Here is an 11,504-nt window from a genome sequence, read left to right on the forward strand (position 1 = left end):
GGCACCGTTCGCACGGACCGCCCGGCCGGTCGCATTTACCTATTCAATTACCGGAGTGTTCCGGCTCGTTTTGGCCGCCGGCCACGAGGGCGGGGTTACGCTGGAGTCCTGCCTGCCGGGCCATGCCTGACTCCCCCTCAGGGCTCGACTCCGGGAAAAGTTCGGTGTTCTCTGCTTCAGACGACGCGGATAAGGTGCTGCGTGCTGACCGGAGTGGACGGGGGAACGCAAGGTGCCGACCGCAATTGCCGTGACGAGAGCCGATCTCGTCCTGCCGCCGACCGATCAGCAGACGCCGACGGCGGTGGCCCTCAAGGCGCCGGACGAGCAGCCGCTGGAGGACGCGCTCGCCGAGACGCAGGTGCTCCAGGAGCAGTTCGGGTACGTCGTCGTGGTCTACCCGGCCACCCTCGACACCGCGTTCGTCCGCCGGCTGCACACCGTGCGCGCGATCCTGGAGAGCGACCGGATCGCGCTGATCGAGTCCGAGCTGCCGCCGCTGGGCCTTGCGGTCCTGGTCCGCCAGCTGCGGCAGCTGTCGGTGTGCGACTTCAGCGCGGGCGTGGTGGCCGCCTCGGCCCGGCTGCTGGCGCACTACATCCACGCCGGCGCCCTGCTGAACTCCGTTGCCCGCCTCGACCACGTGCCCGTCAGCCTGAAGTCGCACGCCAAGTCCTGGGTGCCGGGCAGCCAGTTCGGCGTGGTCGCGGGGTCGCATCCGCAGCTGGTCAAGATCGGCGGGGAGGACCGGCTCGCCGGCCCCGACTACGCCACGCACCTCACCGTCGCCAGGGGACAGTTGCAGTCCGACTGGGTCACCGGCACACTCGCCCCGGCCTGGGGCGTGCGCGGGGTGCACGAGACCGCGCTGCCCGAGGACTCGGGCCGCTGGTGGGGCACGCAGAAGCTGATCGAGTTCGCCGCCCACCTCTCCGACATCTCCGTCATCCACCAGCTCGTCTCGTCCGTACGGCGCGAGCGGTGCCACTGGTGCGGCATGGAACTGATCGGCGACCGCTGCTGCTTCTGCGCCGCGCCGCTCGCCAGGGAGAACCAGAACCGCGCGGCGGGTGTCCCTACCGGAAGGACGCCGAACGCCTCCCCTCCGTAAGGAACCCCCGGGCCATGGCCCGCCGCCGCCCGCACCCCGGGATCCGCCGGCCGGGCGCGTGGGCCGGGCCGCCGTCCGCGGCCGAGCACCGCGTCCCCCGCACCACGGGGCGCCGCGCGCCGGCCCCGCGGCCGCCGATGACATCCCCCAGATCCCGACACAAGTCCCCGGAAACCGAACGAGGTCGTCTCGCTCATGAATTCACGTCAGCGCCGTGGCGTCATACTTCTGCTCGTCTCCGTCCTGTGCGCATTCGGCGCGTTCGCCGGAGTGGTGTCCGTGATCAGCGACGTGAATTCGAAGGTCGGCCCCGAGGTCGGCGCCTATGAGCTCACCTCCGACATCGCCCCCTACACCAAGCTGGACAGCGGCGCCTTCAAGAAGGTCACCATGCCGAAGCGCTGGCTGCCCGAGACCGCCGTCACCAATCTCGCCCAGATCGACGGGAAGATCGCGGTGACCAACCTGCGCAAGGGCTCGCTGCTCCAGTCCGACATGCTGGTCCAGCAGCCGGAGCTGAAGGCCGGCGAGCAGGAGATCGCCATCATGATCGACGCCGAGACCGGCGTCGCCGGCAAGATCACCCCCGGCTCCACGGTCAACATCTACGCCACCTTCGCCGCGCAGAACGAGAACCAGAAGTCGCAGTCCCGCGTGATCGTGCCCGGCGCCCGGGTGCTCGACGTCGGCAAGATCACGGCGCTGGAGCCCAAGACCAACGACAACCAGAGCGAGCCCACCCAGGTCGTCCCGATCACCTTCGCCCTGAACACCCTCAACGCGCAGCGCGTGGCGTACGCGGAGTCCTTCGCCGAGCACGTGCGGCTCGCCCTGGTGGCACCGGGCAGCGACACGACGATCCCGCCGGGCGACCGCTCCTACACCCTCGACGAGGACCGGTGAGGTTCGGATGACCACAAGGATCCTCCCCGCGGTCGGCGATCCGGACGTGGGCCGCTCGGTCACGACGCTGCTCAGCCAGCTCCCGGACGCCGATCCCGCGGCACCCGTCGGCGACTCCACGTCCCTGCTGGACACCCTCGCCCGGCTCGCCGCGGAGTCGCTGGAGGAGCTGCCCGACGTGGTGCTCGTGCACGAGCGGATCGGCCCGGTGCCCGCGCTGGAGCTGATCCGCGAGGTGGCGCTGCGGTTCCCCGCCGTCGGCGTCATCCTGATCACCTCGGACGCCTCCGCGGGACTGCTCTCGGCGGCCATGGACTCCGGCGCCCGGGGCCTGGTCGCCACGCCCATCAGCTACGAGGAACTGGCCAGCCGGGTGCAGACCGCCGCCCAGTGGTCCGTGGGCGTACGGCGCCACCTCGGCAGCGGCGCCGACGTGTTCTCGGGGCCCGGCGGCACCGTCGTCACCGTCTCGGGCGCCAAGGGCGGCGTCGGCACCACCACGACCGCCATCCAGCTCGCGCTCGCGGCGCGCGCCTCCGGGCACACCGTCGCGCTCGCCGACATGGACCTCCAGGCGGGCGACGTCGGCTCCTTCCTCGACGTGCAGTTCCGCAGGTCGATCGTGGACCTCGCGGCCGTCACGGACATCTCGCCACGGGTGCTCCAGGACGCCGTCTTCGTCCACGAGACCGGCATCGTGCTGCTGCTGGCGCCCGCCGACGGCGAGCGCGGCGAGGAGGTCCCGGACCGCACCGTGCGGCAGATCGTCAGCGCGCTGAGGTCCCGTTACGAGGTGGTGGTCGTCGACTGCGGCACCCAGCTCGGCGGGGCCAACGCCGCCGCGATCGAGATGGCCGACATGGCGCTGCTGGTGACCACCCCCGACGTGATCTCGGTACGGGCCGCCAAGCGGATGGTGCGGATGTGGAACCGGCTCCAGGTCCGCAAGGCCGAGGAGACCATCACCGTCATCAACCGCTACATCCGCAACACCGAGATCCAGCCGGCACTCGTCCACAAGATCACCGGCACCCAGGTCGCGCCGATCGCCGTTCCCGCGGCGTTCAAGGAGCTCCAGGGCGTCGTGGACGCCGGCCGGCTCCAGGACCTGGAGGCCAAGTCCACCGTCAAACAGGCCCTGTGGGCACTGGCGGGCCAGCTCGGTCTGATACAGGCTCCCCAGGGTGGTGCGCCCAAGGGCGGCCGGGGCTCGTTCGGCCTGCGCCGCAAGGGCCAGGGAGGTAGCGAGAACGCCCCCGGGGGAACGAACCCGGCGAGAGCACCGAGAAATACGAACGGCTGAGGGGGGAGAGCGGCGATGAGAGGACCCGGGCCCGGGATACCGGCGCGGCCGCGCCGCTTACTGCGGGACGGCCGGTCGCCGCGGGGCGGCCGCTCGCCGTGGGACGGCCGGTCGCTGCGGGGTGCCCGCTCGCTGCGGGACGACCGCGGCCAGGTCGCGGTGGAGTTCACCGCGATGGCCCCGATCATCCTGGCCACGCTCATCGTGCTGTGGCAGGCGGTGCTGATCGGCTACACCTTCGTGCTGGCCGGCGACGCCGCCGACCGTGCCGTGCACGCGGGCGCCGAGGCCGACCCCTGGAAGGACCGGGACGCCGCCTGCGCCTCGGCCGGCGAGCAGGACCTGTCGCCCGCCTGGCGGTCCGGCGCCGGCATCGGCTGCACCGTCGACGGCGGCCTGGTCAGGGCGCACGCCGACCTGAAGGTGCCGCTGCTCTTCCCGGGCTTCGTGGACATGCCGATCACGGTCCCGGGCAACGCCGCCGCGGCGAGGGAGAGCTGACGATGTCCCTGCTGACCCTTCCCACCGCGAGCCTCCGTCGCGGCAGCCGCAGCCGCATCCGCACGCCCGCCGTGCGCCGGCGCGAGGGCGGCGACCGCGGCCAGGTCGCCATCGAGTACGTCGGCCTGCTGCCGATCCTGCTGCTGGTCGGCGTCGCCTGCATCCAGCTCGGCCTCGCCGTCTACGCCGCCCAGCAGGCCGGCACCGCCGCGCGGGCCGCCGCCCGCGTCGCCTCCCAGGCGCACACCCCGGCCGACCCGCAGACGGCGGGCCGGGCGGCCATAAGCGACTGGCTGAGCGCGAGCGTCAGCCAGTCAGGCGGCGGCTTCGACAGCGTCACCTACACCGCCCGCGTCGACGTCCCGTCCATCATCCCCGGTGTCGGCTTCGGCACCGCCCAGCGTTCCGTCACCATGCCGCGCGACTGACGCCGCCGGCACGCGCCACCCACGTTCCGACGCTTCTCCAAGGAGCACCGCAGATGAGTCTCAGGGCCCGGCTGAACAGCCCGGAGTCGGGGGCGACCCACCTAGAGGAGAACCACCTCGTCGGGGTCTACCGCGCCAAGCTCCTCGAAGAGATCGACCTCGCCGAGATGTCCGCGCTGGCCGCCGCCGACCGCCGCATCCGCCTGGAACGCGTCCTCGGGCACATCATCAGCCGCGAGGGGCCCGTCCTCTCCACCCACGAGCGCGCCGTCCTGATCCGCCGGGTCGTCGACGAGGCGCTCGGCCTCGGCATCCTCGAACCGCTGCTGGAGGACGCCTCCATCAGCGAGATCATGGTCAACGGCCCCGACCAGATCTTCGTGGAGCGCGGCGGCCGGCTCGAACAGCTCCCGATGCGGTTCAGCTCCACCGAGCAGCTGATGCAGACCATCGAGCGCATCGTCTCCACCGTCAACCGCCGGGTGGACGAGGCCAACCCGATGGTGGACGCCCGCCTGCCGTCCGGCGAGCGCGTCAACGTGATCATCCCGCCGCTCTCGCTGACCGGCCCGGTCCTGACGATCCGGCGCTTCCCGCGCGCCTTCACCCTCCAGGAGATGATCGCGCTCGGCTCGCTCGACGAGCAGATGACGGTGCTGCTGGCCGCGCTGATCCGGGCCAAGTTCAACGTGATCGTCTCCGGCGCCACCGGCACCGGCAAGACCACCCTGCTCAACGCCCTGTCCGCGGTGATCCCCGAGGGCGAGCGGATCGTCACCATCGAGGACTCCGCCGAGCTCCAGCTCCAGCAGGCCCACGTGATCACCCTGGAGGCCCGGCCCGCGAACGTGGAGGGCAAGGGCCGCATCACCATCCGCGACCTGGTCCGCAACTCCCTGCGCATGCGGCCCGACCGCATCATCGTCGGCGAGGTCCGCGGCGGCGAGACCCTGGACATGCTCCAGGCGATGTCCACCGGCCACGACGGCTCGCTCGCCACCGTGCACGCCAACAGCGCCGAGGACGCCCTCATGCGCCTGCAGACGCTCGCTTCGATGTCCGAGGTGGAGATCCCGTTCGTCGCGATCAAGGACCAGATCAACAGCGCCGTCGAGGTGATCGTCCAGCTCACCCGGTTCGCGGACGGCGCCCGCCGGCTCACCGAGATCGCGCTCGTCCACTCGCACGGCCGGGAGGAGTACCGGATCGCCACCGTCTGCCGGTTCGCCGCCCAGCCGATGGGCGCGGACGGCCGGATCCACGGCAAGTTCGAGTACTTCCCGCTGCCCCGGCGGGTCGCCGAGCGCCTCTACATGAAGAACGAGGCGATCCCCCCGGCCTATGGGGTGGCCGACACCGACGACGACCTCGCCATCCGGTACTCGCCCGTATGACCGCCCGCCACGCCGTCCCGCCGGCCGCCCGCCCGCGCCCGGCCCCGCCGGCGGTGCGCCCCCACCGCCCGCCTGGCCCCACCCGGACCGCCCGAGCCCACACAGAGAGCCCGTCCCCATGCATCTCACACTCCTGACGGTCGTCGTCACGCTGCTCGCCTGCGTGTTCGCCGTCGTCGGCCTGCACAGTTACGCGGTCGGCAAGGCCCAGCGGGACGATCTCGTCGAGCGGCTCGCCGCCACGGGCCGGGGACCGATGATCAGCGGCCGCAGGCGGCGCTTCCCCGGGGTCGACCGCCGGCTGCGCGGCACCCGCCTCGGCCGGACCATCGAGCGCAAGATCGCCGTGACCGGCCTCGACCTCACCCCCGGCGAGTACGCCGTCTACACCGTGGCGAGCCTGCTGGTGGTCTACTTCGCGGTGGAGACGGTCTTCACCTCGTTCTTCGGCCTGATCGCCGTTCTCGTCGGCCTCTGGTGCGCCAACGCCTTCCTCAACTGGCAGCGCACCAAGCGCACCCAGGCGTTCATCGGCCAGCTCCCCGAGCTCACCCGCATCCTCGCCAACGCCACCCAGGCCGGCCTCGCCCTGCGCACCGCGATCTCGATGGCCGCGGAGGAACTGGACGACCCGGCGGGCGAGGAGCTGCGCATGGTCGCCGACCAGCTCTCCGTGGGCCACTCGCTCGACGACGCCATGAACGAGCTGTCCGAGCGGCTGCCGTCCCGCGAGCTGACCGTGCTGGTGACCACGCTCATCCTGTCCAACCGCGCCGGCGGCACCATCGTCTCCAGCCTGCGCAACCTCACCGACACGCTGGAGGAGCGCAAGGAGACCCGCCGCGAGGTCACCACCCTGCTCTCCCAGGTCAAGGTCACCGCGGTCGCCGTGCCCGTGCTGGGTCTCGGCTTCCTGCTGATCATCAACAGCATGCGGTCGGGCGCCCTGGACGCCATGACGGGCTCCACGGTCGGCAAGATCGTCGTGGTCATCGCCGCCGTCCTCTACGGCCTCGGCTTCTTCATGATCAACCGGCTGACGAGGATCCGGATCTGACGGGCCGCCCGGCGGGGCGGACACGGGTGGTTCCGCGAGCGGTCCGCGAGCGGTCCGCGAGCGTTCCGGGGAAGGGACCGGGAGAGAGCGAACGGAGAAAGGCCGGAGGGAACCGGAGCGGAAGAGGCCGGGAGAGGCCGGAGGAAACCGGAGCGGAAGAGGCCGGGAGAGGCCGGAGGAAACCGGAGCGGAAGAGGCCGGAAGCGACCGGAGAGACCGCAAGAGACGGAAGAGAGCAGGAGAGTCAGGGACACGCCATGGATGAACTAGCGCTCGCACTCGTGATGGGGCTGTCGGTGTACGGCGTCTTCGCCGGCATACGGCGCTACCGCGCCGACGCCAAGCTCCCGGACGACCTCGCCGTGGCCCTGGAGGTCGGCGGCTCGCGCACCAGCGTCACCGGCTCCCTCGTGGACCGCATGGGCATGCGGTACGCCCCCGCCGTGCTGCGCATGATGGGCCCCAAGCGCGTCGACGCGGTCCGCCGCAGGCTGGACATGGCGGGCAACCCCGGCGGCATGACCGTCGACCGGTACGCCGCCCGGCGCGCCGTCTACACCACGCTCGGCTTCGTCGCGGGCGTGGTGATGCTGATGAACGGCCAGGTCTTCCTGGCGCTGATCTTCGCCGTCTACGGGTTCCTCTGGACCGAGGCCCTGATCCGCATCGCCATCAGCCGCCGCCGCGACGACATCGAGCGCACCCTGCCCGACTTCCTGGACGTGCTCGCCGTCGTGGTCTCCGCCGGCCTCGGCTTCCGGCAGGCCCTGGAGCGGGTCTCCGAGAAGTACCAGGGACCCTGGTCGGACGAGCTGCGCATCACCCTGCGCCAGATGGACATGGGCGTCAGCCGCCGGAACGCCTTCGAGCAGCTGCGCCGGCGCAACGACTCCGAGCAGGTCTCCATGTTCGTCTCCGCGCTCCAGCAGGGCGAGGAGCTCGGTGCACCGATCGTGGACACGCTCATCCAGATAGCCAACGACATGCGCCGCACCGACGCGCAGAACGCCCGCCGCAAGGCGGCCAAGGCCGTTCCGAAGTCCACGCTGATAGTGACGAGCGTGATGCTCCCGGCGACCCTGCTGCTGATCGCGGTCGGCTTCTACTACGGGTCCGGCGTCGACTTCAACGATCTGCTCGGGGGGTGAGGGCGTTCCGGTGCCAGTTCGGCGATCTGCACTGGGGGCGACGGCGTTCGGGTGCGCGGGCCGTGGGCTCGGTCCGGTTCGGTGGAGTCCTACGGGTTCGGTGGGGTCCTGAGGGGGTCGGTGGGGGGCCGTGGGGGTTCGGTGCGGTGACGAGAGGGTCAACGATCCGCTGAGTGGGTGACGGGATGTCAAGGCGGCACGCACACTGCGTACACCAGAAGGAACCGTCGGCACCCGGCGGCGCGTGCACTCAGAGACGGTGGGGCACGCGCAGACCCTCCGGGACGAGCACGAGCACGAGAACGAGCACCAAAACGAGCACGGGTACGGGCACGGCGCGCGGTACGCACGGGCCGCGTGGCACGCGGAGACGGACCAGGGAGCAACGGGAGGGAAGGTGACGGGAGGATGCTGCGACGCCTGCGCGCCCCGGCAGCCCTGACCGGAGGCGGGGACCCCATGGGACCGGCCGGTCCCGGCGCCCCCGGGGCGCCCCAGGGGAGCGGGGAGCCCGGCGGGCCCTCCGGCGGGGGCATGGTGGGTGTGGTGGGCACCAAGGGCCACGTCCCGTCCCTGCCCATCCAGGTCAACGCCCTCCAGGCGCTCTGCCGCCAGCTCTTCGGCTTCCGTCTCGCCATGACCGCCCTCGCCGCGCCCTTCGCGCTGACCTCCGCGGAGACCGGCCTCGGGGCGTGGCTGGTGGGCTCCGCCGTGCTGGTCACGTTCATGCTGTCGTACGTGCTGATGCGCGACTGGGAGCGGTTCGGCCCGGTCCTGCTGCGGCACCCGTCGCTGCTCGCCGCCGACATGCTCTTCGGCGCGCTGCTGCTCTTCACCGCCTCGCCGAACTCGCCCCTCGGCATCGTCACCATCTGCACCCCCCTGCTCGCCGGCCTCGTCTACAGCTGGCGCGGCGCGGGCATCTTCGCCGCCCTCCAGATCGTGCTGCTCGCCGCGGCGTACGCGGTCACCGACCTGAACTCCCACACGTCCGGGCTGCTGCTGGTGGGCCTGTGCGTCCTCGCGGGCGCCGTCGGCGGCACCCTGCGCGGGCTGCTGCTGCGTTTCGGTGCCGCCTCCCAGGCCCTGACGGAGACCCGCGCGCGGCTCGCCGTGAACGAGGCCGTGGAGGGCGAACGCGCCCGGCTCGCCCGCGAGATGCACGACTCCGTCGCCAAGACCCTGCACGGCCTCGCGCTCGCCGCCGACGGCCTCGCCTCCTCCGCCGACCGGATGGACCCGGCGACCGTCAAGCACCAGGCCGAGCTGGTGGCCCGCTCGGCGCGCCGCGCCGCCTCCGAGGCCCGCGAGCTCCTCTCCGACCTGCGCCGCGCCTCCGGCGCCGACGCGCGCGTGGACCTCGCCGCCGAACTCGCCGAGCGTGCCGCCGACTTCTCGCGGCGCTCCGGCATACGCACCGGGTTCCTGCCGCTCGCGGGCGCCCCGCTGCCGCCACTGCCGCCCGCGGTCGCCCGGCACCTGCTGACCATCGCCTCCGAGGCCATGGAGAACGCCCACCGGCACGCCGCCGCCGGCCACGTCGACGTGCGGGCCGGCATCGTCGGCGACCAGCTCTGCATGAGCGTCCAGGACGACGGCCGCGGACTGCCGCCCGACACCACCCTCGCCGGGCTCAAGCGCGCCGGCCACTTCGGCCTGGTCGGCATGGTCGAGCGCGCCGCGGGCATCGGCGCGCGGATCAGGATCGGCAAGGGGCACCGGACGTCGGGCACGGAGGTCCGCGTCGACCTGCCCCTCGCGGCGTTGCCGGCCGCGGCGGGGGAGGGCGCGGAGGCGGCGGGGCCGGGGGGACTGGGTCTGGGCGTGGGGGTGGGCGTGGAGGGGCGGGGGGTTTCGGCTCCCAGCGGGTTTGCGGCTCCGGCCGGGGGTTCTACACCCGCCGGGGTTCAGGGCCCCGCCGGGGTTCCGGGTCCCGGCGGGGTTGCGGCTTCGGCTCCGGTCCCTTCCCCTGTTCCGGCTGCTACCTCGTTCCCTGCAACCGGGGCGGCCTCGGTTCCGGGTACCGGGCCGGCTCTGGTCCCGGTTGCCGTTCCGCCCCCGGCCGGGCGGCCGTTCCCCGCGGCGCCGCTCCCGCTTCCCGGCGTGCCCGGGTTCCCGCTCGCCGAGCCCCCGGGGCCCGCCCGGGACCCCGACCCGTCCACGCTGCCGCTCGCGGTGCCGCGTCCGGGCCGGCCCGGCGCCCGGCCGGCCGCGGTAACCGGGCCGGTTGCCCCGGAGGGGCCCGCGCCACGGGAACTGCCCGCGCTGTGGCAACCCCCCGCCTCGCAGGAACTGCCCGCGCTGCGGGAGCCGTCCGTCTCACGGGAGCTGCCACCGCTTCAGGAGCCGCCCGCCGCCGCGCCCCCGTACACGTCCCAGCCGACACCACCCCCCACCCCCTGAGAGGAGGCCGCGAACGATGCCGGACGACACCACGCCGCCGCCGGGGCACCGGAACGCAGGGCCCCCGCCCACCCGGCACGGTGCCACGGATCCCGGGCACTCCCGGAGCCACGAGGCGTCGCAGCACACCTCCGGACATTCGATGGCCCGCTCGGAGCACACGCCCACTCACGTCAGGGCCGTGCCGGGACCCGCGACACCCGCGCCGCACATGGGACCTGCGGGACCCGGCGGACCCGCAGGACCGCCCGGAACATCCCCGTCCCCGTCCCCGTCCTCGGGCGGATTTCCCGCCCTCCCCGAGCCGTCCGCACCGACACCGCTGCGGGTGGTGGTGGCGGACGACAATCCGGTGGTGCGGGCCGGGCTCACCGTGCTGCTCTCCGGACGTGACGACATCGAGGTCGTCGCCGAGGCCTCCGACGGCCGGGAGGCGTACGAGCAGGCCCGGCGGCACCGCCCCGACGTCATCCTGCTCGACGTCCGCATGCCCGGCGTGGACGGCCTCTCCGCCCTGCCGCACCTGGTGCGCATCGCGCCGGTGCTGATGATGACGTACAGCCGCGAATCCGAGATCGTGCACGAGTCGCTGCGGCTCGGCGCGGGCGGCTACCTGGTGCACGGCGAGTTCACCGCGGACCAGCTCGTCGCGGCCGTCCGGGACATGAGGGAGGGCAGGGCCCCGCTGTCGGCCACGGCGTCGAGGGCGCTGCTCGCCTCCATGCGCGGCGGCGGCCCCGGCGCGGGCGGCCCGGTACCGCTGCCGGACGGCCTCGGCACGGCGTTCCCCGCCGCGGGCCACCAGAACCAGGCAAACCCCCAACCGTCTGCATCTGCACACATCCCTGAGGCGCAGGTGCCCCGGTCGCGCCCAATCGACCCCGGTATCACTGGCCCTGGCTATGTGACAGCTTCGCAACAGTACCCCTCGCAATCTTCGCTATCGCAAGCGAACGTGGCACAGTCGTCAGTATCGGCCGGCGCGGGGGGAGCGTCATCCCGGGGCGTCGGGGCGGGGCTGAGCCAGCGGGAGGTGGAGGTCATGGACCTGATCGCGTCGGGCATGACGAACCAGCAGATCGCCGCCGCCTGCTTCATCAGCGAGAAGACCGTCAAGAACCACATCAACCGGATATTCGCCAAACTGCACGCAGGCAGCCGCAGCGAGGCCATAGCGCGCTGGCTGGGCACCGCGCCGGGAAACGGGGCGCACCATGGCTGAGCGCGAGCCCCGCGTGGGGCGCGACGGCGGCGCC

Annotated in this window: 9 protein-coding genes and 1 pseudogene; all 10 read left to right on the plus strand. The window is 72.6% G+C overall.

Going from position 1 to position 11,504, the window contains the following annotated elements; translation table 11 throughout:
- The first annotated feature begins 250 nt into the window (after positions 1-250).
- The 10 genes and pseudogenes from Sm713_RS04600 to Sm713_RS04645 all read left to right on the plus strand — a co-directional run bounded on the left by Sm713_RS04600 (position 251) and on the right by Sm713_RS04645 (position 11,470).
- Positions 251-1,111, plus strand: a complete 861-nt coding sequence (locus tag Sm713_RS04600; protein ID WP_212908389.1) for a hypothetical protein — start codon at positions 251-253, stop codon at positions 1,109-1,111.
- Positions 1,112-1,306: 195 nt separating this feature from the next.
- The gene (gene cpaB / locus Sm713_RS04605) at positions 1,307-2,014 is read left to right on the plus strand and encodes a Flp pilus assembly protein CpaB (RefSeq protein ID WP_212908390.1); all 708 of its coding nucleotides are present in this window, start codon (positions 1,307-1,309) and stop codon (positions 2,012-2,014) included.
- A 7-nt stretch (positions 2,015-2,021) separates the two neighbouring features.
- Entirely contained in the window at positions 2,022-3,317 is a 1,296-nt protein-coding gene (locus Sm713_RS04610; RefSeq protein WP_212908391.1) for an AAA family ATPase, read from the plus strand.
- Positions 3,318-3,332: 15 nt separating this feature from the next.
- Positions 3,333-3,818: a TadE/TadG family type IV pilus assembly protein gene (locus Sm713_RS04615; RefSeq protein WP_249416086.1), complete on the plus strand. Its 486-nt coding sequence runs from the start codon at positions 3,333-3,335 to the stop codon at positions 3,816-3,818.
- A gap of 2 nt (positions 3,819-3,820) precedes the next feature.
- A complete protein-coding gene (locus Sm713_RS04620; protein ID WP_212908392.1) occupies positions 3,821-4,246 on the plus strand; it encodes a TadE/TadG family type IV pilus assembly protein in 426 nt (141 codons plus the stop codon).
- A 53-nt stretch (positions 4,247-4,299) separates the two neighbouring features.
- Positions 4,300-5,640, plus strand: coding sequence for a CpaF family protein (locus Sm713_RS04625; RefSeq protein ID WP_212908393.1), 1,341 nt, complete (start codon positions 4,300-4,302; stop codon positions 5,638-5,640).
- Positions 5,641-5,758: 118 nt separating this feature from the next.
- A complete protein-coding gene (locus Sm713_RS04630; protein ID WP_212908394.1) occupies positions 5,759-6,697 on the plus strand; it encodes a type II secretion system F family protein in 939 nt (312 codons plus the stop codon).
- 257 nt (positions 6,698-6,954) lie between these two features.
- Entirely contained in the window at positions 6,955-7,845 is an 891-nt protein-coding gene (locus Sm713_RS04635; RefSeq protein WP_212908395.1) for a DUF5936 domain-containing protein, read from the plus strand.
- 534 nt (positions 7,846-8,379) lie between these two features.
- Positions 8,380-9,621: pseudogene (locus Sm713_RS04640) on the plus strand (sensor histidine kinase); the annotation flags it as partial.
- Between the two features lie 769 nt (positions 9,622-10,390).
- Positions 10,391-11,470 (plus strand): response regulator transcription factor, encoded by a 1,080-nt coding sequence (locus tag Sm713_RS04645; RefSeq protein WP_212911783.1) that lies wholly within the window; start codon positions 10,391-10,393, stop codon positions 11,468-11,470.
- Positions 11,471-11,504 lie beyond the last annotated feature (34 nt).

Origin of the sequence: Streptomyces sp. TS71-3, assembly GCF_018327685.1 — a bacterium.
In the GTDB taxonomy this organism is placed as follows: Bacteria; Actinomycetota; Actinomycetes; order Streptomycetales; family Streptomycetaceae; genus Streptomyces.

Bases quoted from the DNA above. Each gene is read 5' to 3' on its own strand.
- Sm713_RS04635 (WP_212908395.1), top strand. From the start codon at position 6,955: ATGGATGAACTAGCGCTCGCACTCGTGATGGGGCTGTCGGTGTACGGC.
- Sm713_RS04610 (WP_212908391.1), top strand. From the start codon at position 2,022: ATGACCACAAGGATCCTCCCCGCGGTCGGCGATCCGGACGTGGGCCGC.
- Sm713_RS04620 (WP_212908392.1), top strand. From the start codon at position 3,821: ATGTCCCTGCTGACCCTTCCCACCGCGAGCCTCCGTCGCGGCAGCCGC.
- Sm713_RS04625 (WP_212908393.1), top strand. From the start codon at position 4,300: ATGAGTCTCAGGGCCCGGCTGAACAGCCCGGAGTCGGGGGCGACCCAC.
- cpaB (WP_212908390.1), top strand. From the start codon at position 1,307: ATGAATTCACGTCAGCGCCGTGGCGTCATACTTCTGCTCGTCTCCGTC.
- Sm713_RS04615 (WP_249416086.1), top strand. From the start codon at position 3,333: ATGAGAGGACCCGGGCCCGGGATACCGGCGCGGCCGCGCCGCTTACTG.
- Sm713_RS04630 (WP_212908394.1), top strand. From the start codon at position 5,759: ATGCATCTCACACTCCTGACGGTCGTCGTCACGCTGCTCGCCTGCGTG.
- Sm713_RS04645 (WP_212911783.1), top strand. From the start codon at position 10,391: ATGGCCCGCTCGGAGCACACGCCCACTCACGTCAGGGCCGTGCCGGGA.